At 72.6% G+C, this 24,208-nt stretch carries 24 protein-coding genes and 1 pseudogene; 11 read left to right on the top strand and 14 right to left on the bottom strand.

What is annotated here, in order from left to right:
• Positions 1 to 66 precede the first annotated feature (66 nt).
• Positions 67 to 513, top strand: a complete 447-nt coding sequence (locus ACZ5VC_RS10425; protein WP_468707524.1) for an Lrp/AsnC family transcriptional regulator — start codon at positions 67 to 69, stop codon at positions 511 to 513.
• Here the strand turns inward: ACZ5VC_RS10425 and ACZ5VC_RS10420 are convergent.
• The 3 genes and pseudogenes from ACZ5VC_RS10420 to ACZ5VC_RS10410 form a co-directional block, all read right to left on the bottom strand.
• A complete protein-coding gene (locus tag ACZ5VC_RS10420; protein WP_469119661.1) occupies positions 503 to 3,970 on the bottom strand; it encodes an AAA family ATPase in 3,468 nt (1,155 codons plus the stop codon). The two genes, ACZ5VC_RS10425 and ACZ5VC_RS10420, sit on opposite strands and share 11 nt — an antisense overlap.
• Positions 3,967 to 5,133, bottom strand: coding sequence for an exonuclease SbcCD subunit D (locus ACZ5VC_RS10415; protein WP_469119660.1), 1,167 nt, complete (start codon positions 5,131 to 5,133; stop codon positions 3,967 to 3,969). The genes ACZ5VC_RS10420 and ACZ5VC_RS10415 overlap by 4 nt, the downstream gene beginning before the upstream one ends.
• A gap of 84 nt (positions 5,134 to 5,217) precedes the next feature.
• A pseudogene (locus tag ACZ5VC_RS10410) lies at positions 5,218 to 5,843 on the bottom strand (YigZ family protein).
• 107 nt (positions 5,844 to 5,950) lie between these two features.
• Between ACZ5VC_RS10410 and ACZ5VC_RS10405 the strand changes: the two are divergent.
• Complete coding sequence (locus ACZ5VC_RS10405) at positions 5,951 to 6,373, top strand: CoA-binding protein (RefSeq protein ID WP_469119659.1); 423 nt, start codon at positions 5,951 to 5,953, stop codon at positions 6,371 to 6,373.
• 118 nt (positions 6,374 to 6,491) lie between these two features.
• Here the strand turns inward: ACZ5VC_RS10405 and ACZ5VC_RS10400 are convergent, their stop codons facing one another.
• Positions 6,492 to 7,211, bottom strand: coding sequence for an MmyB family transcriptional regulator (locus ACZ5VC_RS10400; RefSeq protein ID WP_469120201.1), 720 nt, complete (start codon positions 7,209 to 7,211; stop codon positions 6,492 to 6,494).
• Between the two features lie 262 nt (positions 7,212 to 7,473).
• Here ACZ5VC_RS10400 and ACZ5VC_RS10395 point away from each other — a divergent pair, with 262 nt between their 5' ends.
• The 3 genes from ACZ5VC_RS10395 to ACZ5VC_RS10385 are packed head-to-tail and all read left to right on the top strand — an operon-like array spanning position 7,474 to position 9,929.
• Positions 7,474 to 8,136, top strand: coding sequence for a helix-turn-helix domain-containing protein (locus ACZ5VC_RS10395; protein WP_469119658.1), 663 nt, complete (start codon positions 7,474 to 7,476; stop codon positions 8,134 to 8,136).
• A 32-nt stretch (positions 8,137 to 8,168) separates the two neighbouring features.
• Positions 8,169 to 8,699 carry a toxin-antitoxin system, toxin component gene (locus ACZ5VC_RS10390; protein WP_469120200.1) on the top strand — a complete coding sequence of 177 codons (531 nt, stop codon included), beginning with the start codon at positions 8,169 to 8,171 and terminating at the stop codon, positions 8,697 to 8,699.
• Positions 8,700 to 8,702: 3 nt separating this feature from the next.
• Entirely contained in the window at positions 8,703 to 9,929 is a 1,227-nt protein-coding gene (locus ACZ5VC_RS10385; RefSeq protein ID WP_469119657.1) for an MAB_1171c family putative transporter, read from the top strand.
• A gap of 21 nt (positions 9,930 to 9,950) precedes the next feature.
• On the opposite strand, the gene ACZ5VC_RS10380 is transcribed toward ACZ5VC_RS10385, so the two are convergent.
• Positions 9,951 to 10,508 (bottom strand): YbaK/EbsC family protein, encoded by a 558-nt coding sequence (locus ACZ5VC_RS10380; protein ID WP_469119656.1) that lies wholly within the window; start codon positions 10,506 to 10,508, stop codon positions 9,951 to 9,953.
• A gap of 43 nt (positions 10,509 to 10,551) precedes the next feature.
• The gene (locus ACZ5VC_RS10375; protein ID WP_469119655.1) at positions 10,552 to 11,124 is read right to left on the bottom strand and encodes a helix-turn-helix domain-containing protein; all 573 of its coding nucleotides are present in this window, start codon (positions 11,122 to 11,124) and stop codon (positions 10,552 to 10,554) included.
• A gap of 92 nt (positions 11,125 to 11,216) precedes the next feature.
• On the opposite strand from ACZ5VC_RS10375, the gene ACZ5VC_RS10370 reads away from it, so the two are divergent.
• The gene (locus ACZ5VC_RS10370; RefSeq protein WP_469119654.1) at positions 11,217 to 12,080 is read left to right on the top strand and encodes an EamA family transporter; all 864 of its coding nucleotides are present in this window, start codon (positions 11,217 to 11,219) and stop codon (positions 12,078 to 12,080) included.
• On the opposite strand, the gene ACZ5VC_RS10365 is transcribed toward ACZ5VC_RS10370, so the two are convergent.
• On the bottom strand, positions 12,081 to 12,833 hold the full coding sequence (locus ACZ5VC_RS10365) for an acyltransferase (protein ID WP_469119653.1): 753 nt from the start codon (positions 12,831 to 12,833) through the stop codon (positions 12,081 to 12,083).
• A 162-nt stretch (positions 12,834 to 12,995) separates the two neighbouring features.
• On the opposite strand from ACZ5VC_RS10365, the gene ACZ5VC_RS10360 reads away from it, so the two are divergent.
• Positions 12,996 to 13,526: a gamma carbonic anhydrase family protein gene (locus ACZ5VC_RS10360; RefSeq protein WP_469119652.1), complete on the top strand. Its 531-nt coding sequence runs from the start codon at positions 12,996 to 12,998 to the stop codon at positions 13,524 to 13,526.
• A 36-nt stretch (positions 13,527 to 13,562) separates the two neighbouring features.
• Here ACZ5VC_RS10360 and ACZ5VC_RS10355 read toward each other — a convergent pair whose 3' ends face one another.
• Both ACZ5VC_RS10355 and ACZ5VC_RS10350 read right to left on the bottom strand, forming a co-directional pair.
• Positions 13,563 to 14,222: a DedA family protein gene (locus ACZ5VC_RS10355; RefSeq protein ID WP_469119651.1), complete on the bottom strand. Its 660-nt coding sequence runs from the start codon at positions 14,220 to 14,222 to the stop codon at positions 13,563 to 13,565.
• Between the two features lie 165 nt (positions 14,223 to 14,387).
• A complete protein-coding gene (locus ACZ5VC_RS10350) occupies positions 14,388 to 14,825 on the bottom strand; it encodes a DUF4442 domain-containing protein (protein ID WP_469120199.1) in 438 nt (145 codons plus the stop codon).
• Positions 14,826 to 14,947: 122 nt separating this feature from the next.
• Between ACZ5VC_RS10350 and ACZ5VC_RS10345 the strand changes: the two genes are divergently transcribed.
• Together ACZ5VC_RS10345 and ACZ5VC_RS10340 are read left to right on the top strand one after the other, a co-directional pair.
• The gene (locus tag ACZ5VC_RS10345; RefSeq protein ID WP_469119650.1) at positions 14,948 to 16,027 is read left to right on the top strand and encodes a DUF8017 domain-containing protein; all 1,080 of its coding nucleotides are present in this window, start codon (positions 14,948 to 14,950) and stop codon (positions 16,025 to 16,027) included.
• An 89-nt stretch (positions 16,028 to 16,116) separates the two neighbouring features.
• The gene (locus ACZ5VC_RS10340) at positions 16,117 to 17,424 is read left to right on the top strand and encodes an MFS transporter (RefSeq protein ID WP_469119649.1); all 1,308 of its coding nucleotides are present in this window, start codon (positions 16,117 to 16,119) and stop codon (positions 17,422 to 17,424) included.
• Here the strand turns inward: ACZ5VC_RS10340 and ACZ5VC_RS10335 are convergent.
• The 4 genes from ACZ5VC_RS10335 to ACZ5VC_RS10320 form a co-directional block, all read right to left on the bottom strand.
• Positions 17,386 to 18,231 (bottom strand): spermidine synthase, encoded by an 846-nt coding sequence (locus ACZ5VC_RS10335; RefSeq protein WP_469119648.1) that lies wholly within the window; start codon positions 18,229 to 18,231, stop codon positions 17,386 to 17,388. The two genes, ACZ5VC_RS10340 and ACZ5VC_RS10335, sit on opposite strands and share 39 nt — an antisense overlap.
• A 341-nt stretch (positions 18,232 to 18,572) precedes the next feature.
• Positions 18,573 to 19,421: a patatin-like phospholipase family protein gene (locus tag ACZ5VC_RS10330; protein WP_469119647.1), complete on the bottom strand. Its 849-nt coding sequence runs from the start codon at positions 19,419 to 19,421 to the stop codon at positions 18,573 to 18,575.
• Positions 19,422 to 19,511: 90 nt separating this feature from the next.
• Complete coding sequence (gene tuf, locus ACZ5VC_RS10325; protein ID WP_469119646.1) at positions 19,512 to 20,681, bottom strand: elongation factor Tu; 1,170 nt, start codon at positions 20,679 to 20,681, stop codon at positions 19,512 to 19,514.
• A gap of 90 nt (positions 20,682 to 20,771) precedes the next feature.
• A complete protein-coding gene (locus ACZ5VC_RS10320) occupies positions 20,772 to 20,978 on the bottom strand; it encodes a hypothetical protein (RefSeq protein ID WP_469119645.1) in 207 nt (68 codons plus the stop codon).
• Positions 20,979 to 21,175: 197 nt separating this feature from the next.
• Here ACZ5VC_RS10320 and ACZ5VC_RS10315 point away from each other — a divergent pair, with 197 nt between their 5' ends.
• On the top strand, positions 21,176 to 21,976 hold the full coding sequence (locus tag ACZ5VC_RS10315) for a TVP38/TMEM64 family protein (protein WP_469119644.1): 801 nt from the start codon (positions 21,176 to 21,178) through the stop codon (positions 21,974 to 21,976).
• Between the two features lie 370 nt (positions 21,977 to 22,346).
• Here ACZ5VC_RS10315 and ACZ5VC_RS10310 read toward each other — a convergent pair whose 3' ends face one another.
• Positions 22,347 to 23,516 (bottom strand): thiolase family protein, encoded by a 1,170-nt coding sequence (locus ACZ5VC_RS10310; RefSeq protein WP_469119643.1) that lies wholly within the window; start codon positions 23,514 to 23,516, stop codon positions 22,347 to 22,349.
• Positions 23,517 to 23,633: 117 nt separating this feature from the next.
• On the opposite strand from ACZ5VC_RS10310, the gene ACZ5VC_RS10305 reads away from it, so the two are divergent.
• Positions 23,634 to 24,101, top strand: a complete 468-nt coding sequence (locus tag ACZ5VC_RS10305) for a winged helix-turn-helix transcriptional regulator (protein ID WP_469119642.1) — start codon at positions 23,634 to 23,636, stop codon at positions 24,099 to 24,101.
• Positions 24,102 to 24,208: the final 107 nt, after the last annotated feature.

The following is a 24,208-nucleotide window of genomic DNA, read 5'->3' as shown; positions in this document are numbered from 1 at the left end:
CCACGACAGGTCCGATCCCCGGGACGTCCCTTGATCGACCGGGGATTCGCCTGTTATCTGTCACGCATGAGCGGATATACACCGGACGCCACGGACTGGCGCATTCTCGAGGCCCTTCAGGAACAGGGCCGCGCCAGCTTCGCCGAACTCGCCCGGACGGTCTCCATGTCCGCGAGCGCCGTCACCGAGCGGGTGCGGCGGCTTGAGGAGACCGGGGTGATCTCCGGGTACACCGCCGTCGTGGAGCACGAGCGGCTGGGACTGCCGATCCTGGCCTTCGTACGTCTGCGCTACCCGAACGGCAACTACAAGCCGTTCCACGACCTCCTCGAGACCACGCACGAGATCCTGGAGGCGCACCATGTGACGGGCGACGACTGCTTCGTGATCAAGGTCGCCGCCCGCTCCATGAGTCATCTGGAGGAGATCTCAGGGAAGATCGGGGCGCTGGGTTCGGTGACGACGAGCGTCGTGTACTCCTCGCCGCTGCCACGCCGGTCGATCAGCCGCTGATCGCCGACGTGCGCAGCCGCACGGACGAACCGTGCCGCTCCTTCACCACCTCCAGCTGCGCGGGAATGCGCCGCCGCAGGTCGGGGACGTGGCTCACGATGCCGACGCTGCGGTCGCGTTCGCGCAGCGAGTCGAGCACGTCGAGCACCTCGTCCAGCGTCTGGTCGTCCAGGCTGCCGAAGCCCTCGTCGATGAAGAGGGTGTCAAGCCGGACCCCGCCCGCCTCGTCGGTGACCACATCGGCGAGGCCCAGCGCCAGGGCGAGCGAGGCGAAGAACGTCTCGCCGCCCGACAGGGTCGCCGTGTCACGCTCGACGCCCGTCCAGGCGTCCACCACATGCAGCCCGAGCCCGGCGCGCCTGCCTCCGGCGCGGGCGTCGGAGTGGACGAGCGTGTAGCGGCCCGCGGACATGCGCTGGAGGCGGGCGGTGGCGGCGGCGGCGACCTGTTCGAGGCGGGCCGCGAGAACGTACGACTCGAGACGCATCTTGCGTTCGTTCTCGGCGGAGGTGCCCGCCGCGAGGCCGGCGAGCCGGGCCACCCGCTCGTACTCCGTCCGCAGCGGCCCGAGGCGGCGCGCTTCCGCCTCGGCCTGCCGGGACAGCCGGGCCAGTTCGGCACACCGGTCACGCGCCGAGCCGAGCGCCGAGTCGGCGTCCCTCAGGGCCCGTTCGGCCGAGGCCAGAACCGCCTGGGCGGCGCCGGGATCGGCAGGGGGACGCTCGGCGGCGGCCCGTGTCTCCGGTTCGGCGAGCCGGTCGGCGACCGCCGCGGCCTCCGCCTGCCAGGCGTCCAGCCGGTGCTGGAGTTCGCGGCGGACGGCGTCGTCGAGGACGGCCTCCGCCGCGGCCCGCGGGGTGTCGAAACCGGCCTTGAAGGCGGCGTCGGCGAGCCGGTCGTCCGCGTCCTTGAGGCGCTGGGCGGTGACCTCCACGGACCGTACGGCTTCGGCGGCGTCGGCCAGGATCACGATCCGGCGCTCCAGCAGGGCGGCGTGCTCCGCAACGCTGCCCGCCTGTCCTCTGGCTCGCGTCAGCTCTTCCCGCAGAGCGGCCTGTTCGCGGTCGAGAGCCTCCCGCTGCGAGGTCCGCGCGGCGACGCGCCGCTCCGCCTCCCGCTGCCCCGCCACCCGCCGCTCGTACTCCCGCTCCGCCCGCGCGAGCGCCTCCCGCGCGCCATGGGTTCCGGCGGCGACGGCATGCGCCTCGGCGTACGCCTCCTCCAGCCGCGCGACCTCGGCGGCGAGCTCGGCGACGGTGGGCTCGGCGTCCGCGACGCCGCCCACCACCGACGGACGAGGACCCGGCACGCGCCTTCCACCGCCACCTGCGTCACCGCGCGAGGCGCCGGGCGCCGAGGGATCCGTACCGGAGGGCTGATGGGCCGCGTCGGCGCCGCGGGGAGCCCCGACCGGGTGACCGGCCTCGGCCCGGTTCTTCGACGCGTCGGCCGTGGCGGTATCCGCCTCCGAGGACGGACAGGCGAAGTCCTGGCTCGTCGCGGCACCGGCGAGGGCGTCGCCGCCCCGCGGGCCCACGACGACGGGCGCACCGGAAGACCCGTCCTCGTCCGACGCTCGGGTGAGCGCGTCGGCGCCCCGCACGTCCGCGACCGCGGCCCCGCCTCCCGTCATCGCACCGGGATCCGGTGAGGCCGCCTCACGGGCGACCGCCTCGGCGCCGGAGCGGGCTCCGGCCGTCGCGTTCGCGGTGTCCGGACGGGGCGCGTGCAGCACCTCCGCCCGTGCCGTCGTCAGCGCCTCCCGTACCACCGCGAGTTCGCGTTCCGCCGTGGCCTTTGCCGTCGCCGCGCGGGTGTGGGTCTCGTACGCCGCCTCCTCCGCCACGCGGTCCACGTGGCCGGCCTCCGTGCGGGCGGGTGCCGGGTGGTCCGGGGATCCGCAGACCGCGCAGGCGGCGCCGTCGACGAGGCCCGCCGCCAGTTCGGCGGCGATGCCGCGCAGGCGGCGGGACTTGAGGTCGAGCCACGTCTCGTGAGCGGCGTTGGCCTGTTCCCGAGCGTCGGCCAGGCGGGACTCGGCCGTGGCGACGTCCGTGGCGAGGGCGTCCCGGCGGCGGGCCGCCGTGAGCCGGCGGCGGGCCGGTTCGAGCCGGCCGACGAGGTGTTCGGCGCGGGTGGCCGCCTCCTGGGCTTCGAGGATGCGCTGCTGGAGGCTGCCGCGGGTGGTCTCCCAGTCCGCCAGCCACCCGGCCGCGTCCTGGAGGAGCTCCTCGTCGGCGCGGGCCTGGCGCTCCAGGTCGGCCCGCTCGTCGGTGATGCGCTCGCTGCGCTGCTCCGCGCGGCGGGCGGCTTCGAGGCCGCCGAGGTCCTGCCGGTGCTGCCGTTCCAGCGCGGCGAGCCGCTCCGCTCCCGCGTCGGCCAGCTCGGGCGGCAGGCCGGCCCGGGCCCGGGAGTGGGCGGCGCTCGCCGCCCGGTGCTCGCGCTCGGCCTCGTCGCGCAGATCGAGCGCGGGCACGACCCGTTCGGCCTTGAGGGCCCGGTCGAGGCGGGCCTGCCAGGCGTCGCGTTCGGCCTTTCGGGCGTCCAGCTCCCCGCGCCGGTGGCGGGCCTCGGCGTGCCGCTGCTGGAGCCCGGCGAGCTCCCGTTCGGCGTCGAGCCGGTGCCGGGCCGCGGCCTGCCGGCTCTCCGCCGCGGTGAGCGCCGAATCGGCGATGTCCAGGGCCTCGCGGGCGTCGGATCGGGCCACGGCCGCCCACTGGAGCACCGACGCGGCGAGTCCGGGCTCGCCGGGGCGCTGCTCGACGGCGCCGCCGGCCAGCGGCCCGGCCGCCTGGGCCATGCGGTGCGCGAGGGCGAGGAGCCGCTCGTCGCCCTCCCGGACCTGCTGCTCCGCCGCACGCCGCAGATCGGCGAGGCGCTCCTCGACGGCGGCGAAGCGCCGGGTGTCGAAGAGCCGCCCGAGGAGCTTGCCCCGGGCCTCGGCGTCGGCGCGCAGGAACCGCGCGAAGTCTCCCTGAGGCAGGAGGACCACCTGGCAGAACTGCTCCCGGCTCATCCCGATGAGCCGGGTGATCTCCTCGCCGATCTCCTGATGGGAGCGGCTCAGGCCCTGCCAGGCCGCCTTCTCCGGGTCGTACTCGCGCAGCCGGCTCTGTGCCTTCTCCGTGGTGAAGCCGGTGCCCTTCTTCTTCGGGCGCTGCTGGGCGGGGCTGCGGGTGATCTCCAGGCGCCGCTCGCCCACGGTCAGTTCGAGGACGACCTCGGTGGCGGTGCCGACCGGCGCGTGGTCGCTGCGCAGGGACGCCCCCGGGCTCTGCCGGGCGCCGGGCACCGCCCCGTACAACGCGTAGCAGACGGCGTCGAGCACGGAGGTCTTGCCGGCGCCGGTGGGTCCGTGGAGCAGGAAGAGCCCGGCCGATGCCAGCTGGTCGAAGTCGATCTCCTGGGTGCCGCCGAAGGGTCCGAAGCCGGTCAGGGTGAGCCGGTGCAGTCTCACCTGGCCACCTCGCGCTCGGCCGCGTCGACGCGCACGTCGTCCAGGGCGCCGTACAGGACGGTGCGCTCGGCGCTGTCGGGTCCCGCGCCCCCGCGTACATGGGCGACGAAGTCCTCGGCGATCTGCCGGTCGCTGCGGTCCTTGAGGCGCTGCGCGTAGGAGGCGAGGGGGTCGTCGTCGGTGCGCTCGGGGGCGAAGAGGAGGTTCAGGGTGTGTGGGAAGCGTTCGGTGAGCCGGGCCATGGGTTCGGCGGGGCGCACCGGGTCGGTGAGGGTCGCCTCGATCCAGGAGTCCTCGTGACGGGCGAGCGCGGGGTCGGCCAGCAGGTCGTCGAGGCGGCCGCTGATCCGGCCGAGGAGGCGCGGGACGGGGCAGTCGACGCGCTCGGCCGCGATCCCGCCCGAGGCGTCCAGGTCGATGAGCCACATGGTCTTGCGGTGGGTGGTCTCGGAGAAGGAGTAGGCGAGGGGCGAGCCGGAGTAGCGGACGCGCTCGGTGACGGTCTGGCTGCCGTGGAGGTGGCCGAGGGCCACGTAGTCGACGCCGTCGAAGACGGCCGCGGGGACGGCCGCGACACCGCCGACGGTGATGTCGCGCTCGCTGTCACTGGGTTCGCCGCCGGCGACGAAGGCGTGGGCGAGGACGACGGAACGCGTGCCGGGGGGCCGGCCGGCGAGGTCGGCGCGGACCCGGTCCATCGCGGCCTCGAGGACCGCTTCGTGTCCGGCCTTGGTGGCGCCCAACTCGTCCCGCACGAGGGAGGGTTCGAGGTACGGCAGGCCGTAGCAGGCCACGTCGCCGTGGGCGTCGGAGAGGACGACCGGAGTGCCGACACCGGCCGGGTCGGTCCGCAGGTGTATCCCCGCCCGGCCGATCAGTCCGGCGCCGACGCCGAGCCGGCGCGCGGAGTCGTGGTTGCCGGAGATCATCACGGTCGGGACGCCGGCGTCGGCCAGCCGGTGCAGGGCCGTGTCGAACAGCTCCACGGCGGTGAGCGGAGGCACCGCCCGGTCATAGACATCGCCTGCCACCAGGACCGCGTCGACCTCGCGGTCGCGGACCGTCGCCACCAGGTGGTCGAGGAACGCGCTCTGGGCGTCGAGCAGGCTCACCCGGTGGAACGACCGTCCCAGGTGCCAGTCCGACGTATGCAGGAATCTCATGATCCCTGAGGGTAACGGTGGGGTCGGACATCCCGTGCGGCTTCTGCGGTCCCGCCGCTCCGGCCGCCCGCCGCGACGGCCGCCTCAGCCGTCTCCGTACGCCTCGCCTCCGAGCTCGAACCCGGCGGTGCCGGCGGTGACATCGGCCAGCCAGCCACGGAAGGCGTCCACGTCGGCGTCGGGCAGTCCGATCTCGATCGTCACGGCCTCGGCGTAACGCACCTCACGCACGGACCGCCCGGTCGCCCGCAGATCGTCTCCAGCTTGCCGGCCCGCTGGTGGTCGACGGTGACCGTGGCGAGCCGGAAGCGGCGCCGTGTGAGGGTGCCGAGCGCGTCGAGGGCTTCGCCGACAACGCCGCCGTACGCCCTGATCAGTCCCCCGGCTCCGAGCTTCACGCCGCCGTAGTAACGGGTCACGACAGCAGCGACATAACGGACTTCTCGCCGCATCAGCATCTGGAGCATGGGCACCCCGGCGGTGCCGCCGGGTTCGCCGTCGTCGCTCGCCTTCTGCACAGCGGCGTCGGCGCCGACGACATACGCGAAGCAGTTGTGGGTGGCGGTCGGGTGCTCCTTGCGGACGCGTGCGACGAAGTCCTGTGCCTCCTGCTCGCTCGCCACGGGCGCGAGCGCGCAGATGAAGCGCGACCGGTTGATCTCGGTCTCGTGCACGCCCTCGCGGGCGATCGTCCGGTACTGCTCCTGCATCCAGCCACCCTACGTCGGCGGAAGAGGCGCGGCTCCGCCCGGGAATCCCACAGGGCCGCCGCACGTTGGTGAGGTCGGAGACACGGGCGAGCAGCGGGAGGCAGAGCATGAGCGGCGAGACGGAGATCACGGAGAGGGACACCGTCCGCAGGATCCTCACGGAGTCCGGGGACACCTGGGCCATCGTGGGGCTGTCGTCCAACCGGCGACGGGCGGCGTACGGCGTCGCGGCCGTGCTGCAGCGCTTCGGGAAGCGGATCGTGCCGGTGCACCCGAAGGCCGAGACGGTGCACGGTGAGCGGGGGTACGCCTCGCTCGCCGACATCCCCTTCCCCGTGGATGTCGTCGATGTGTTCGTCAACAGCGACCTGGCAGGCGCGGTGGCCGACGAGGCGGTGGCCGTCGGCGCCAAGGCGGTGTGGTTCCAGCTGGGTGTGATCGACGACGAGGCGTACGAGCGGACCCGCGCGGCCGGCCTGGACATGGTCATGGACGTCTGCCCGGCGATCGAGATTCCGCAGCTCGGGTGAGAGTGCGTCAGGCGAGGGACCCCGGGGCGGGCGCTGAGTCCGCCGGGTCCTACGCGCGACCCCCGCTCACCCGCCGGGCCCGCCGCGCTGCCCCGCTCACGCCACGGGCACGCGCCCCCTACCCGCCGGGAACGACCCGAAGCGGAGTGACCGCGGCGGCGCGGGGACGCGGCTCGTGCCGGGGACCGGCGTCGCCCGTGGCGTCGGCGCCGGGGGGCCGCGGGACGAAGGTGATCCGCGTGTACCCCATGTCCCGCAGACTCCGGGACGTCTCGTCCAGGAGTCTGCACCAGGTCGGCCCCCAACCGGGGTCCCGGTGCTGAAGCGGCCGTACGGACCCGTCGAAGGACACACCCTCGGGGCCGACCGCCCGAATCCAGTGCGGGAGGCCGAGCCGGTAGGCCGCGTCCATGATCGGGTCGTCGGCGATGTCGCGGCGAATGGCCTGCAGGCCCCGGTCCTGACCGTGCGTCTCGAGCCGGGAGGCAAGACGCGCCATCAGCGGCAGACACCAGCTGGTCTCCCGCTCGGCGAGCACGGTGTCGGCGTCGGGGTGGAAGAGGGCGAAGCGAAGGATGTTGTCGTGGGGCATCGCCGTCGGGTGCGAACGGATGTCCGTGAAGAGGGCGTCGTAGGCCGGGTTGGTCAGGACGACGTCCCAGCGGTGGTCGAAGAGGACGGACGGATGGGCGACGGAGCTCATCATGGTGGCGTAGTCCCGCAGGTACTCCGCGTCTCTCGGCCGGCTGTCGTGCCACTCCCCCGCGTCGGGGTCGGCGGCCAGTGCCAGATGGGCCGGCCGGGCACGGGCCGGACGTCCCGCCACCGCGTCTCGCATCATGCAGTCGTCACCCTTCTCGCCCTGACTCACAGGCGCTTCGGCGGCCGGGCCACGATCGGAACCAGGGCTCGCAACCACGCTCACGCCGCGTCGCGATGGTGCTACGGCCGACACAACGACGTCAACTATCGTGGCATTTCCAGCCGTTCATCTCTCAATGAACGGCGGAAAATGCCACAGCTGTGGCAAGGCCTGGCCGGTTGCGGCAGAGTCGCGTTAGCCTCCGTGAAGCCCGCTGCGCAGGACACAAGGAGAGCTAGTGGTGACGGACAGCTTCCCGGTGTCGACGGCGACGGACCGTCTCGCGGCGACCGTCAGCCGCGTCACCGAACTCGCCGGCAAAGTCTCCCTGCCCACGGCGGAGGTCTTCGACATCACCCGCCTCTCCGAGGCCTCGGGTGTGCCCGCTGATGTCGTCAAGGCGCTGCTCGCCGGTCAGCCGGCGGGCGAACCGGATTTGCAGACCCGCTTTCTGCAACGTTTCGACCTTCTGCGCCGCACCAGGCTGAAGCCCAACGGCCGCCGGTACACCCAGCAGGAGATCGCCGACGGCGCGGGCATGTCCCGCCAGCAGGCGGGCGCGCTCATCAACGGCGACCGGCGCCCGACGATGGAGCACTGCGACGCGATCCAGCGGTTCTTCGCGGTCCATGCCGGTTTTCTGACCGCCGAGGATCCCGAGGCGCTGGCCGGCGCCCTGCAACGCACCGAACAGGAGCTCCTCCAGCGGCTCGCCGACTCCGACCGCTCGGCGCCCCCGGCCGCCGAGCGCGACGCGGACCGGCTGGAGCGGCTGTTGCAGGACCATGGTGTGCGCGGCATCGCCTGGCGGGCCGCGCAACTGCCCACCGACCAGCACCGGGACAAGGTGACGGAGTGGCTGGACATGCTTCTGGAGAGCGTCAAGCGGCCCGAGTCGTGAGCCTGGGGAGAGCAGTGGGCAGGGGCAAGGAAATGCGGCGGCTGCGCGACGAACTCGTCGCGGGACTCACCCTTGCGGCGCCGGCCGCGCCGGGCGATCTGTACGGGGCGTTGTGCGACGGCATGAGCAGGCGCCGGGGCCGCCCGGTCCAGTACCGGATGGCCGCCTTCCCGCCGGCGACGGCCAGTGGGCTCTGGCTGGACATGGCCGAACAGGATCTCGTGGTGATCGAGGAGCGCACCGCTCCCGACCATCAACTCGTCATCCTGGGCCACGAGTTGTGGCACATGAATGCCGGACACTGCAGCCACCATGTGCAGGGCGCGGCGGTCGCGTCCCGGGTGCTGTCGCAGGACGCCGACATCGCGGCGGCCGTACGGCAGGTCGCGGCCCGCACCCGTTTCGACCAGGACGAGGAGAACGACGCGGAGAGCTTCGGGCTGATGCTGGCGAGCAAGTGCCGGGCCTGGCTCACCGGTTCGACACTGCGTGGCCCGGCGCGCCAGGACGGTCTGGCCGGCCGGATCGAGGCCTCCCTGGGGTACAGAGGGCCCCGGGGCTGAGCGATGGACGGTTCGGACTACTACATACCGGCCGCCGTGATGGGCATCGCGCTCGCCTTCAAGCTGCCCGCGCTGACGCGCGCCTGGCGGGATCCGCTGTTGCGGTCCGTCTGCGCGCTGCTCGCGCTGGCCGGGATGGTCTTCTTCTTCGCCGCTCCCCCGACGATCGCGGAGGTCAACCGGCTCACCGGCATCACCAATGTCTCGGCGCCGCTCGTCTACGCGCTGCTGAGCGCCTTCAGCGCCTCCTGCCTGGTGCTGATCGTCAACTGGCGCGGCGGCCCGCCGGAGGTGACGCGACGCGTCTCCCGCCGCTGGATCGCCGGCTACAGCGTCGTGATCCTCGTGCTGTGGGTGGTGTTCCTCCTCGGGGACGCGCCCGTGGAACGGCTGCGGGACCTGGACACGTACTACGCCCGCACCCCGTACATCCGCGAGATGATCGTGCTCTATCTCGCGGCGCTCACGGTCGCCGGCTTCGGGATGACCATCCTGTGCTGGCGGTGGTCGCGGCGGGTCCGCGGCTGGCTGCGCACCGGTCTGGTGATCATCGTCGTCGGCTATCTCTTCAACATCGCCTATCTGACGGCCAAGTTCTCGGCCGTGTTCGCCCGCTGGGCCGGACACGACTGGGACGGACTCAGTACGTACGCCGCGCCGGTGCTGGCGTCCGCGGGTGCCCAGATCAGCGCCGTCGGCTTCTGCCTGCCGCTGGCCTGCCAGCGGGTCGCGGACGCGTGGTCCGCGCGGCTCACCTACCGCCGGCTCGAGCCGCTGTGGCAGGAGTTGGCACCGGCCTGCCCGCACCACGCGCGGGGCGTACGCCTCTTCTGGTGGTCTTCCGGTGAACTGCGGGTCACACAGCGGGAGTCCGACATCCACGACGGCCTGCTGACCCTGTATCCGTACTTCAGCTCCCGGGTCCGGCAGGAAGCCTTCGAGGCGGCCCTGGCGGCCGGTTCGGACCCGGTCCGTGCGCAGGCGGAGGCGGACGCGGCGATGGTGACGGTGGCGGTACGTGCCCGGGCGGCCGATCCGGAGGGCAGGCTCATGAGCGCGGCCGATCCGTCTCCACCGGGGTTCGAGCCGTCGGAGGGGCCGCGGGATCTGGTCCGGATGGCCCTGGCCCTGCGTCATTCCCCCGTGGTCGCCGCGGTCCGAGGGCCGGCGGCCGAGCCGGAGCGCGGCGTGCGTGAGCGAACCGGATCAGGATCAGGGTCAGGGTCATGACCGCGCGGCCGGGAGCGGGAGTCAGCCCACGCCGAGGCCGTCGAGGACCACCGCACCCGGCAGCCCCGCGAAGGCCTTGCCCGGGAGGATCAGCTTGCCGCGGCGCCGGCCGCTGCCGATCAGGACCCATTCGGTGTCGACGACGGCGGCGTCCACGAGCAGCGGCCAATCGGCCGGCAGTCCGACGGGCGTGATGCCGCCGTATTCCATGCCGGTCTCGCCCGTCGCGGTATCCATGGGCGCGAACCGCACCTTGCGGACGCCGAGGTGCTTGCGGACGACTCCGTTGACGTCGACGCGCGACCGGGAGAGGACGACGCAGCCGGCGAGGGATGTCTCGCCGCCGCGCTTGCCCGCCACGACGACACAGTTCGCGGACCGGGCGAGCAGTTCCTCGCCGTGGTGCTCGACGAAGGCCGCCGTGTCGGCGATCTCCGGGTCGGTGTCCACGTAGAGCAGCTGGTCGGCCGGGACGGTGCCCTGCCATCCGCGGACGGCGGCGGCGACGGGCGGTGTGAGCAGCTCCAGGCAGTCCGGAGCGGGCGTGGCGTCGTCGAAGTCTCCGATGGGTGCGCGCATGCCGGGAACGCTAACAGCGGTGCGCCCGGGCTGTGTTGCCGTCTCAGCGTACGGGCGGGATGGACACCGCCATCGTCATCTCGACCGTCTCCGTGCCGTCGTTGCGGTAGGCGTGCGGCACGTTGGACTCGAAGACCACGGATGTTCCGGTCGGGACGGAGTACGTCTCCCCCTCGACGACCAGGCTCAGCACACCGGCCGTGACGGTCAGCAGCTCCGTGGTGCCGTCGGGGTGGGGGTCGGAGGCGCTGCCCTCGCTCGGCATCAGGGTCCAGGCCCAGAGTTCGAGGGGGCCTCGGGCCTCGGTGCCGGCGAGCAGGGTGGTGTGGCTGCCGGCGGGCGTCGACCACATCCGCACGGCCTGTTCGGCGGGGACGAGGCGGACCTGCGGGCCCTGCTCGTAGTCGAGAAGGGTCGTGATGGAGACGCCGAGGGCGTCGGCGAGTTTCACGGTGGTGCCGACGCTCGGGTTGGTACGGGCCTGCTCGATCTGGATGATCATGCCCCGGCTCACTCCGGCCCTGGCGGCGAGCGCGTCCAGGGTGAAGCCGCGCTCATGACGCCATCGCTTCAGATTGCGGGCGAGCGACTGCGTGAGCTGGTCCAGGTCCGACACATTCCGTCCAATATTTTGGATGACAGGGTTGAATAAACTGAACTACGGTGTGGTGCACCCCAACGTTCACCGCACTGTACTGCGAGGCCACCATGACAGCACTGTTCGCCCTGGCCACCAGTCTGCTGTGGGGGCTGGCCGACTTCGGTGGCGGGCTGCTCACCCGACGGATGCCCGCCCTGACTGTCGTCGTCGCCTCGCAGCTGATCGCCGTGGCCGTGCTCGGTGCCATCGTGATCGCCACCGGCGGCTGGACCGAGGCCGGGCCGCGGCTCTGGTACGCGGTGGCGGCCGGCGCTGTGGGCCCCGTGGCCATGCTCTGCTTCTACAAGGCGCTGGCGCTCGGCCCGATGGGCGTGGTCTCCCCGCTCGGCTCGCTCGGCGTGGCCGTACCGGTCTCGGTCGGTCTGCTGATCGGCGACCGGCCCGGGCTGCTCCAGTTCGCGGGCATCGGGGTGGCGGTCGCCGGTGTGGTGCTCGCGGGCGGCCCCGAGCTGCGCGGCGCACCGGTGCGCCGCAGGGCGGTGCTGCTGACGCTCGTCGCGGCCTTCGGCTTCGGTTCGGTGATGGCGCTGATCTCCGAGGCCTCGACCACTCTCACCGGGCTCTTCCTGGCCCTGTTCGTCCAGCGCGTCACCAATGTCGTGGTGGGCGGTGGCGCGCTGCTCGTCTCCGTGCGGCGCGGCGCCGAGGCGCTGCCCGAGGGCGGCACACGGGTCATGTGGGGGGCGCTGCCGGCGCTCGCCTTCGTCGGCCTCGCGGACGTCGCCGCGAACGGCACGTACTCCGTCGCCGCCCAGCACGGGCCGGTCACGGTCGCCGCCGTCCTCGCGAACCTCTATCCGGTGGTCACCGCGCTCGCCGCGCGCGGAGTTCTCAAGGAGAAACTGAGGGGCGTGCAGGCGGCCGGCGCCGGTCTGGCGCTGGTGGGGACCGTCCTGCTGGCCACCGGCTGATCAGCTCTCCTGGGACTCCAGGGACTCCAGCTCCGCCAGCGCGACCAGCTGCTCGGGCGTCACACCGTCCGGGATCGGCACCGGCGCCGGGGTGCGCAGCGGCGGCTGCCAGCCGTTTTCCGGGTCCCAGCTGCGGACCACCCGGGCGGGCGCGCCGGCCACCACGCAGTGGTCGGGCACCTCTCCGCGGACGACCGCGCCCGCGGCGACCACGACATTGCGGCCCAGCCGGGCCCCGGGAAGGATCACCGCTCCGGTGCCGAGCCAGCAGCCCGGGCCGATCTCCACGGGCTCCGCGCGCGGCCACTGACGGCCGACGGGCTCGTGCGGGTCGTCGTAACTGTGGTTGGTCGAGGTGATGTAGACATACGGCCCGCAGTACGTGTCGGAGCCGATGGACACCTTGCTGTCGGCGATGACATGGCTGCCCCGGCCGAGCACGACGCCATGACCGAGCGTGAGAATCGGATCGGGCCCGAGGTCGAGGTCCGGCATCATCCCGGCGGTCAGCGTCACCTGCTCGGCGATGATGCAGTGGTCGCCGAGCTCGATCCAGGCCTCTCCGAAGACGGTGCCCTGCGGGAACGCCAGCCTCGTGCCCGCTCCCAGGCGGCGGAAGCGCAGCTTTCCCGGGTGCTCGGCGGTGACGGCGCCCGTGTTCTGCACCCATCGCCAGCCGCCCTGCACGGCACGGGCGAGGACCCGGCGCCGCCAGGCGGTGAGAGATGAGAACGCGTTCTTGTTCTTGGGCACCCGCACACGGTAGTCGCCGGGGCCGTGGATGATCGGCGCCGCGTGCTGTGATGTTCACCCCACCCCACGTCCGGGCGCTCCGGCCCGTCGCTTACGGTTCGTACGGCGCGACCGGACAGCGAAAGTCGTACGGACGAGACGAAGATCCGAGGGAGCAGAGCGATGGCAGAGCGGGCGTTGGTCAGCGGCGTGGGCGGCAAGGAGCCGAAGATCGACCCGGAGGCGTTCACCGCGCCGACCTCCGTCGTCGTCGGCGAGGTCACCATGGCCGCGGGTGCGAGCGTCTGGTACCACACGGTGCTGCGCGCCGACTGCGGTCCGATCGTCCTCGGCGCCGATTCCAACATCCAGGACAATTGCACCGTCCACGTCGACCCCGGCTTCCCGGTGACCGTCGGTGAGCGCGTCTCGGTCGGTCACAACGCCGTCCTGCACGGCTGCACGGTCGAGGACGACTGCCTGATCGGCATGGGCGCCACGGTCCTCAACGGGGCCCGGATCGGCGCCGGTTCGCTGGTCGCCGCGCAGGCGCTCGTCCCGCAGGGGATGGTCGTCCCGCCCGGCTCGCTGGTCGCCGGCGTCCCGGCCAAGGTGCGGCGCGAGCTGACCGACGAGGAGCGCGAGGGCATCAAGCTCAACGCCGCGATGTACCTCGGGCTGGTGCGGGACCACAGGGCCGCGCACCAGGACTGAGGCGGTACGGGAGCGATACGCGCGCTCGGCGTGCGGTCAGTCGGCGGCCGGGACCGGCGCCGGCTCGGCCGCCGCGGCGGCTTCCTGCCGCGCGGCGGCCTTCTTGGCGCGGTTCTTCAGGATCAGCATGGACGTGAGGCCGATGAGCACGGCGACCACGAGCCCGAGCCAGGAGAAACGCTTCAGCCAGGCCTCGGCGACGACGCCCACGGAGTAGATGACGGCCGTCGTGCCGCCCGCCCAGAGGATGCCGCCGAAGACGTTGGCGATGAGGAACTTCCAGTACGGCATCCGCAGAACGCCCGCGAGAGGCCCCGCGAAGATCCGCAGCAGCGCCACGAACCGGCCGAAGAAGACGGCCCACATGCCCCACTTCTCGAACGACCGCTCCGCCATGGCGATGTTCGTCTCGCTGAAGTGCTTGGGGAACTTGCCCCCGAGCCACGCCAGCAGGGGCCGGCCACCCTTGCGGCCGATGGCGTAGCCGATCGAGTCGCCGACGATGGCACCCGCCGTCGCGCACGCGCCCAGCACATACGGATTGATGTCTCCGTGCTGCGAGGCGAGCAGCGCCGAGCTGACGAGGACGATCTCGCCCGGCAGCGGGATCCCGAGGCTCTCGAGCCCGATCACCACCGCAACCAGGATGTAGATGCTGACCGCGGGTACGGTCTCGAGCCACTCCTGGACGTGCAAGGCAGTTCCTCCCCGTGTCGGACCCATGGGCGCCGCGGCATCGCGCGTGCCGATGAAGCCTACCTGGTGGCGGGGAAGGGACCACGGCCCCGGAAACGACGGCGCCCCCGCCCCTCCTCCCGGCCGGGGGGGGGGGAAGGGACGGGGGCGGTACGCCGTGTGGCGTCAGGCGTTCGGGCGCAGCGTCCAGACGACGGTCATCTCGCCCGTCACCGCGCCGTCCTCACGGGTGATGGCGATGGCCACGGGGAACTCGGGGCGCTCCCCCGCGTCGAGCTCCGCGACCACGTCCGCGACCGGGCGCCCCAGCGTGGCGGTCGCCGTGACGACGCCCATGGCGAGCTTCTTGTAGCCGATCTCGGCCTTCACGGCGAGCGGCACGGCGCGACCGAGCTGCGCACCGAAGGCGGCGAGGACGATCGCGCCACTGGCCGACTCGGCCAGGGTGAACATCGCTCCGGCGTGCGGGCCACCGACGTGATTGTGGTAGTCGGCCTGGTCCGGCATGCGCACCACGGCGCGCTCGGCGGTCGTCTCCAGGAACTCCAGGTTGAGGGTCCTGGCCATCGGGACGGTGGCGGCGAGCATCTCGCCGACGGACATCTGGTCTGCGCTCATGGCCGCGATGTTACCCATGAGTAGGAGGGCTTGGCCATCCCTTCGGCAGCGCGTCGAGGGGGACCGGGCGTGGCAACGGTCACGCGGCACCTCTATGGTTACTGGCCATGTGGCCAGGACAGCAGCCGCCCGGGGGCGAGCAGAACCCGCAGGACCAGAACCCGTACCAGCAGCCGGGTTACCAGCAGCCGAATCCGTATCAGCAGCCCGGCTACCAACAGCCCGGCACACCGCCGCCGTACGCCGCACCGGGGCAGCCCGGCACACCGCCGCCGTACCCCGCTCCGGGACAGCAGCCCGGCACGTACCAGCATCCGACGGTGCCGCAGTACGGCATGCCGGGCCCCCCGCAGCCCGGCGGCGGCCAGGACAAGAAGAAGACGACGATCGTGGCGATCGCGGCGGTGACCGCCGTGGTCGTGGCCGCCGGAGTCACCGGCTTCCTGGTGCTGAAGGACGACGGCAAGAGCACCCAGGCGGGCGGTGACGACGCCAAGCCGTCCGCGAGCGTGTCGAAGTCCGCGAGCCCTTCACCGTCGACGATCGACAACCCTCGCGGCGACACCGAGGCCAAGCCGACGATCCCCGGATGGAAGGTCGTCTACAACCCGAAGTACGGCACCCAGTTCGACGTTCCGGCGACCTGGGAGGTGGCCGGCACCGGCGTGGCGTCCGGGTTCGACGACAAGAAGAAGAACGACGGATCGGCGTACATCATGATGTCGGCGCCGGCCACCTACAAGTCCAAGTGGTGCAGCGTCGACAGCAACATGGACGGCCGCAAGGAGGACAGCAGCCTCGCCGACACGGGCACCCGGGGCGCTCAGGGTGCCACCGACACCGCGGAGAACGCGCGCAACGAGGCGGGCGCCTGGGTCTTCGCCGCGTACGCCCAGGAAGAGCCCGAGAAGAAGCTCAAGCAGCTGATCAAGATCAGCCCGGCCGAGGCGTACACCAGCAAGTCCGGACTCACCGGCCATGTGGCCACGGCCACGGCCACCGGTCTGACCAAGAAGGACCGGTGCGACACCGACGGCAAGTCCATCGCGTTCAGCTTCAAGAACGCCAAGGGTGACTTCTCGTCCTGGATCCTCTTCGCCAACAAGGGGGTCAAGGACGAGCTCTCGGACACGGTGATCCGCCAGATCCTGTCGACGGTCCGGCTCGCCCCGGCCTCGACCTCGTAGGACGCGCGGGACCGGACGGTACCGGTCCCGCGGAACCGGTACCGCGAAATCGGTTTGGCTTCTGCGGCGGCGGCAGGGATAGTCCCTTGGTGACTTCACCCGCCGCCGCCCGCCGCCGCCTTCGCCCGGAGTGGGCGAACCGCAACTACACCCTGCTGACCGCCGCCGCGTTCGTCACCAATCTGGGCACCCACGGCGCGCTCATCGCAGCGGCGTTCGCGGTTCTGGAGTCCGGCGGGGACGGCGGGGACGTCGGTATGGTGGCCGCCGCGCGCACGCTGCCACTGGTTCTCTTCCTGCTGATAGGCGGCGCCCTCGCCGACCGGATACCCCGTCACCGGGTGATGGTCGCCGCCAACGCCCTCAACTGCGTCTCCCAGGCCGCCTTCGCCGCCCTCGTGCTCGCCGGCGATCCGCAGCTGTGGCAGATGATGCTGCTCACCGCGCTCTGCGGCACCGGTCAGGCGTTCTTCGGCCCGGCGGCCGAGGGCATGTTGATGAGCAGCGTCGGCGGGGAACAGGCAGGCCGGGCCTTCGCCCTCTTCCGGATGTCCATGCACGGCGCGGGCATCGGCGGCGCGGCGCTCGGCGGTGCGCTGATCGCTGTGGTGGGTCCCGGCTGGGTGCTGGCCATCGACGCGGCCGCCTTCGCCGTCGCGGGCGCGCTGCGCGCCTTCCTCGACGTCAGCCATATCGCCGCGCGCCCGGCCGGCGGCGGCCTCCTCTCGGATCTGCGCGACGGCTGGCGGGAGTTCGTCGGGCGCCCCTGGCTGTGGTCGATCGTGGCGCAGTTCTCGGTCGTCGTGGCGGTGGTCGGCGCGGCCGACTCGGTGTACGGGCCTCTCGTCGCGAAGGACCACTTGGGCGGCGCGCGGCCCTGGGGGCTGGCGCTGGCCGCGTTCGGCGTGGGCACGCTCTGCGGCGCGCTGCTGATGATGCGCTGGAAGCCGCGGCGCATCCTGCTCGTGGGCACCCTGTGTGTCTTCCCCCTGGCCCTGCCCTCGGCCGCGCTGGCCGTGCCCCTGGACGTGGTGGGTCTGTCGGCGGCGATGTTCGTCAGCGGCGTCTCGATCGAGGTGTTCGGCGTGGCCTGGATGATCGCGCTGCACCAGGAGATCCCCGAGGAGAAGCTGTCCCGCGTCTCTGCCTACGACTGGTTCGGGTCGACGGCGATGCTGCCGCTCTCCACCGCCCTGGCCGGGCCGGCGGAGAGCCTGTTCGGGCGGCGCGAGGCGCTGTGGGGCTGTGCCGGGCTGATCGTGCTCGTGACCGCGCTCGTGCTGCTGGTCCCGGACGTACGGAATCTGACGCACCGGGGCCGCTCGAAGGAGCTCGGGGCGGCGGACTCGCCGGCGGACTCAGCCGATGCCGAAGGAGCCGTGGGGCGGCTCGGGTGAGGGCACCGCGTCCTCGTCCCGTACCGCGCTCGCGGTTCCGATGAGACGGGCGAGCGACGCGCCGTACTCGACCCGGGCGGGGAAGGCGTCGGACGCGGTACGGCGGGCCAGGAGCGCGGTGTCGATCGCGGTGTGCGAGGCGAGCAGGACGGCGTTGCCGAAGCGCCGGCCGCGCAGCACGGCGGGTTCCGCGATCAGCGCCAGCTCGGGGAAGACCGCCCCGAAGGTGGCCAGTTGGGAGCGGAGGAACTCGAAGGGCGCGCCGTCCGCGAGGTTGGCGGCGTAGACGCCCTCCGGGCGGAGGACCCGCTCGGCGGCGCGCGCGTACTCCACCGAGGTCAGATGCGCGGGCACCCGCGATCCGCCGAACACGTCGGCGATCAGAATGTCCACGGAACGCGCGGGCGCGGTGTCCAGCCAGGCGCGGGCGTCCGCGCAGTGCACGGTGACATGGGTGTCCGCCGGGAGCGGCAGATGTTCGGCGACCAGGGCGAGCAGTCCCCGGTCGGCGTCGACGACGTCCTGCCGGGAGCGCGGCCGGGTGGCCGCGACATAGCGGGGCAGGGTGAGCGCCCCACCGCCCAGGTGCAGTACGTCGAGCGGTTCACCCTTGCCCGCGGCGCAGTCGACGACGTGCGCGAGCCTCTGGGCGTACTCGAACTCGAGGTGCGTCGGGTCGTCGAGGTCGACATAGGACTGGGGAGCCCCGTCGACGGTGAGAAGCCAGGCCCGCTCCCGGTCGACGTCCGGCATGAGCTTGGCGGTGCCCCCGTCGACGTCCCGGATGACGGGTATCTGCTCGTTCACGCTCCTATTGTGCGCTGCCGCGGGGGGCGTGCCCGGACCGGGTGGGGCGAGCGGGCCCGGGCTGCGGTTCGGGGGTGCAGCCGGTCGGCGCTCAGCGGGGCCGGCGTGCGGGCGCGGCCCTCGGGCTGCCCGTTGCCGGGGGCCGTTCCCGGGGACTGGGCGGCCGCGGGCCGGGACCGGGGGCTCGGGGCTGGAGGGCTCGGGGGCTCACCCAGCCCGGCGTTCAGCCGGGCCGGCACCGCGCACCGGGACCGGGGGCTCGGGGGGTTCAGCGCCGCCCGGCGCTCGGGACCGGGCCGGGCGCTCGATGGTTCACCCGGACCCGCCCTCAGTCCGCCCCCTCAGGCGGCCCAGAGCGCGGCGACGGCTGAGGCGTGCGCCGCGGCTTGGGCGAAGCCGGCGCGCGCGGCCGGTGCCCGGCGGGACGGGTCGAGGGAGTTGCGGCCGAACGCCTGCTTCGCGGCGGCGTCGGGGGTGATGACCTCCACCCGGGCGCCGGAGGCCGCCAGCCGGGCGGCCTGGTCGCGCGGGGAGAGGATGACCTTGTTCCCGGACGCGTTGGGCGCGATGACGACGACCCGGTCGTAGCCGGCCGCGAGGTGCGCGTTGGCCGTGGAGTGGACGCCGCCGTCGATCCGCTTCCGCCCGTCGACGGTGGCGGCGGGCCACACACCGGGAATGGCGCAGCTGGCGGTGACGGCGTCCACGAGCGGCACCCCGCCGGCCTTGTCGAACGCCGTCAGTTCGCCGGTGAGGGCGTCGACGGCGGTGACGCGCAGGGCGCTGTCGGGCCACTCTCGGGAGGGGAGCAGCGCGGCGATCATGTCGCACCGGGCCGCCTCGTCGACGCCCGTCCACGCGCCGAGCGCGAGCCGCCCGAGCTTCTGTCCGTACGCCTCGGGGGTACGGGAGGAGAGTACGGCCGTCGCATAGCGCAAAAGCGTCCCGACGCCGAGCCGGCGGGCCGACGGGCCCTGGTACGGCGCGAACTGGCGCTCGTACAGCTCGGTGGTGCTCACCTTGCCGGAGGTGAGCTGCGCGCCGACGACCGCCCCGGCCGACGAGCCGATCACCACGTCGGCGGCGGAGAAGTCCGTTCCCGCTTCGGCCAGTCCGTGCAGGACGCCGACCTCCCAGGCGTTGCCGGTCAGTCCGCCCGCTCCCAGTACCAGTGCGATGGTGTCCGTCATACGAGCAGTGTGCCGAACCGCCAAGTGCCCGCCTCCGTCGGGATGTTCTCCTTCGGAGACGGGCTCGGGCGCGCATGGGACGGACGGGCGTCAGACCAGCCCGGTGACCGTACCGGCGCCGACCGTGCGGCCGCCCTCGCGGATCGCGAAGCCGAGTCCGGGCTCGAGCGGGACGTCACGCCCCAGCTCGACGGTCATGGTGACCGTGTCGCCGGGGCGCGCCACGGCGGCCTCACCGAGGTCGACGTCGCCGACGACGTCCGCGGTCCTGATGTAGAACTGCGGCCGGTAGCCCGTCGCCACCGGTGTCGTACGGCCTCCCTCCCTTCCGGACAGGACATACACCTGCGCGGTGAAGCGCCGGCTGGGTACGACACTCCCCGGCGCCGCCACCACATGGCCGCGGCGTACGGCGTCACGTGGCACACCGCGCAGAAGCAGTGCGACGTTGTCCCCGGCCTCGGCGGACTCCATAGGCTTGCCGAAGGTCTCCAGGCCGGTCACGACCGTCTCGGTGTCCGCGCCCAGGACCTCCACCCGGTCACCGAGGCGGACCGTGCCGCGCTCGACCGCGCCGGTGACGACGGTGCCGCGCCCGGTGATCGTCAGCACGTTCTCGACGGGCATGAGGAACGGCGCGTCCACGTATCGCACGGGCATGGGCACATAGGTGTCCACGGCGTCGAGGAGCGCCTCGATGGCGGCGCTCCAACGCGGGTCGCCCTCCAGCGCCTTGAGCCCGGAGACCCGGACGACGGGGACGGAGTCGCCGCCGTAGCCGTGCGCGGTCAGCAGCTCGCGGACTTCCAGCTCCACCAGGTCGGTGAGCTCGTCGTCGCCGGCGTCGGCCTTGTTGAGGGCGACGACGATGTGGTCGACGCCGACCTGCCGGGCGAGCAGGACGTGCTCCGCCGTCTGCGGCATGATCCCGTCGAGCGCGGAGACGACGAGGATCGCACCGTCGAGCTGCGCGGCGCCGGTGACCATGTTCTTGACGTAGTCGGCGTGCCCGGGCATGTCGACATGCGCGTAGTGCCGGGTGTCGGTCTCGTACTCGACGTGTGCGATGTTGATGGTGATCCCCCGCTGCGCCTCCTCCGGCGCCCGGTCGATCCGGTCGAAGGGGACGAACGTGCCGGTCCCGCGCTCGCTGAGGACCTTGGTGATCGCGGCGGTGAGGGTGGTCTTGCCGTGGTCGACATGGCCCATGGTGCCGATGTTGAGGTGCGGCTTGGTGCGCACGTATGCCGTCTTGGGCATGGCTCATTCCTTGAGCTCGAAGCTGAGTTGGGGACCCCGGAGCCCTTCCGACCCTCCCCCTGCGGGGTCCGCCGGATTGTCCGGGAAGGGTCAGCTTCGGGCGCCGTCGAACGTCGCCGCCACGGTGGCGACGTCGACAGGCGCATCGAGCGCATCGAGCACGTCGAGCAGCGTGAGCGCCTCGAGCGCGGTGAGCACGTCGTGCGCGGGGAACGTGGGGAACGCGGCAGCCTTCGGCGCGTCCGCGACTGCGGACGGCGCTGCGAGGAAGGCGTACCGGAACATGTCGACGATCATCGCCGAGCGGGGCGGCGGCGTCGAATGGTTTTCCGCTCGGGGGGAGTTGGCGAGACGGGGACGCGACGCACTCCCACGCGCTCCTACGCGCGAGCCCGCAGGGGTCGCCCGGGCTCGCGCGCGGGCAGGCGGGCCCGGGCGTGCTCAGGCGGTGAACATTACGGCGATCACACACCTTTGTCGGTTAGTCTCCCCGGATGCCCGACCCGTTCACCAGGCCGCAGGACGGTCTCGCACTCCGCCGCCCCCGGGCCGCGCTCTCTCCGTGGTCGCGGTTGACGCTGCTCGTGGTGATCCTCGCCTGCGCGGCGACGGCGGTGGTGCTGTACGAGCCACAGCGGCTGCTGGCCGCGGGCTGGCCGCCCCGGACGGGCGGCCCGGGCGCGGTGGCCCTGTTCGCGCTGGCGTACGGGCTCTGCACCGCCGCCTTCGTACCGCGCCCGATCCTCAACCTCGGCGCGGGCGCTCTCTTCGGCACGCAGGCCGGGCTGGTGGCGGCCCTCGTCGGCACCGTCCTGGGCGCGGGCATCGCGTTCGCCCTGGGCCGGGTGCTCGGGCAGGACGCGCTGCGCCCGCTGCTACGCGGGCGCTGGCTGACGGCGGCGGACGGGCAGCTGAGCCGGCACGGCTTCCGCTCGATGCTGGCGATCCGGCTCTTCCCCGGAGTGCCGTTCGCCGCGGCCAACTACTGCGCCGCCGTCTCCCGTATGAGGTACGTGCCGTTTCTCGCCGCGACGGGACTCGGATCGGTCCCCAACACCGCGGCCTATGTGATCGCGGGCAGCGAGGCCGCGTCGCCGACCTCGCCGGCCTTCCTCATCGCCATGGGGTTCATCGTGGTGACCGGGGCGGCCGGAGCGGTCGTCGCCTGGTGCAAGCGCCACCGCCTGCGGCCCGCCGACGCGGCTGCCGCCCCCACGGTGACCGCCGCGGAAGCCGGGGAGACGGGAGAGGCCCGCGAGCACCCGGCGGTCGTGGGCGCGTCCGCCCACCGGTAGGCGAAGCACGAGCGGCTTCCCGACGCCGCCCGCCCGGGACCCACTCCCGTCCCCCGGATGGACCGAGCGCCGACCGATGGCGCCGGGAGTCGATCCGCTCCCCCGCGCCGCCCGCCCGGGTCCCCGCTCCCGTCCCCCGGATGGACCGAGCGCCGACCGGTGGAGCCGGGAGTCGACCCGCTCCCCCGCGCCGGGTTCCGGAGCGCCCCGCCCCGGCCGTCCCCTCACAGCGCTTCGACTCTCAGCACTTCGACTCGGGGCGCTTTCGGCTGAGGGTGCTGTCACCCCAGAGCTCTGTCACCCCCAGAGCTCTGTCGCCTCATGTCGGTTGCGGCTCAGAGCAGCGCTGTCGCCCCAGGGCGCTCGCGGCTCAGAGCGCTTCGACGATCATCGCGTTGGCCAGGCCCCCCGCCTCGCACATCGCCTGGAGCCCGAAGCGTCCGCCCCGCGCCCTCAGCGCGTGGACCAGCGTCGTGGTCAGTCGCGTGCCGCTGGCCCCCAGTGGGTGCCCGAGCGCGATCGCTCCCCCGTGCACGTTGACCTTGGCCAGGTCGGCCCCGGTCTCCTGCTGCCAGGCGAGGACGACGCTCGCGAAGGCTTCGTTGATCTCGAACAGGTCGATCTCCTCGAGGGAGAGCCCGGCGCGCCGGAGCACCCTCTCCGTGGCCGGGATGACCCCGGTCAGCATGAGTACGGGGTCGGACCCGGTGACGGCGAAGCTGTGCAGCCGGGCGAGGGGCCGCAGGCCGAGCCGTTCGGCCGTCTCGGCCGCCATGATCAGTACGGCCGAGGCACCGTCGTTGGTGGGGCTGCTGTTGCCGGGGGTCACCGACCAGTCGATCTGCGGGTAGCGCTCGGCGAAGGCCGGGTCCTGGAAGGCCGGCCTGAGTCCGGCGAGGATCTCGGGGGTGGTCCCGGGGCGTACGGACTCGTCACGGCGGACGTCGCCGAACGGAACGACCTCCTGGTCGAAGAGCCCGTTCTCCCAGGCACGGGCGGCCCTCTGATGCGAGGTGACCGCGAACGCGTCCATGGCGTCGCGCCCGATGGACCACTTGGCAGCGATCAGTTCGGCGCTGATCCCCTGCGGGACCAGGCCCTCCGGGTAGCGCTCGGCGACGCCCGGGCCGAAGGGGTCGGCGCCGGCCGGCACGTTGGACCACATCGGCACCCGGCTCATCGACTCGACTCCGCAGGCGACGACGATGTCGTACGCCCCGGACAGCACTCCCTGCGCCGCGAAGTGCACGGCCTGCTGGGAGGAGCCGCACTGCCGGTCGACGGTGGTGGCGGGCACGGACTCGGGGAATCCCGCGCCGAGCCATGCGTACCGGGTGGTGTTCATGGCCTGCTCGGCGACCTGGTCGACGCATCCGCCGATGACGTCGTCGACGAGGGCCGGGTCGATCCCGGTCCGCTCGATCAAGGACTTCAGCGTGTGGGAGAGCAGTTCGACGGGATGCACCTGGGCCAGTGCCCCGGTCGGCTTCCCCTTTCCGATGGGAGTACGGACGGCTTCGACGATGACGGCGTCGCGCATGGCGGAGGCTCCTCGCTCACCCAGTGAGTTGGAAATCTGGATCAACTACGTGCGAGTAACATAGCGCAGTTAGTTTGGAAGTCAAACCCATTGAGGAATCTGCCTTAGGCTGGGGCCATGACCGCCACCCGCAAGGCTCCGCGCCCCTGCAACATCGCCGACGCCCTCGCTCTGGTCGGCGAGAAGTACTCCTTGCTCGTCCTGCGGGAGATCTCCCTCGGCGTGCGCCGCTTCGACCGCATCGCCCGCAACACCGGCGCTCCGCGCGATGTGCTCACCGCCCGGCTGCGGCGTCTGGTGGAGGCCGGAATCCTGGAGAAGGTCCAGTACAGCGACCGTCCCAAGCGCTACGAGTACCGCGCCACGGACGCGGGTGAGGAGCTCCAGCCGGTCCTGCTGACGCTCATGGCCTGGGGGGACCGCCATCTGGGCACGGAGCCGCCCATGGTCCTCGAGCACGCGTGCGGGGCCGCACTGGCGCCGCGGGTCGTATGCGAGGCGTGCGGCGAGCGCGCGGACGCGCCCAGCATCAGCGCCCATGTGCGGGCGCCCGGGTGGACGACCATGGGACCCGAGGAGGACTGAGGGGCCCGCCGCCCCCGGCCGGACCACCGTCCGTTCACCCGGGGGGAGTACGCTGCGCAGCGACCGGCGGCCGTTCGACGACCGCCGTTTTCCGACCGCTGACCGCA

Source organism: Streptomyces sp. NPDC033174 (assembly GCF_055577795.1).
Note: the sequence above shows the minus strand (reverse complement) of the source record. Positions and strands in the feature narration are given on the sequence as shown.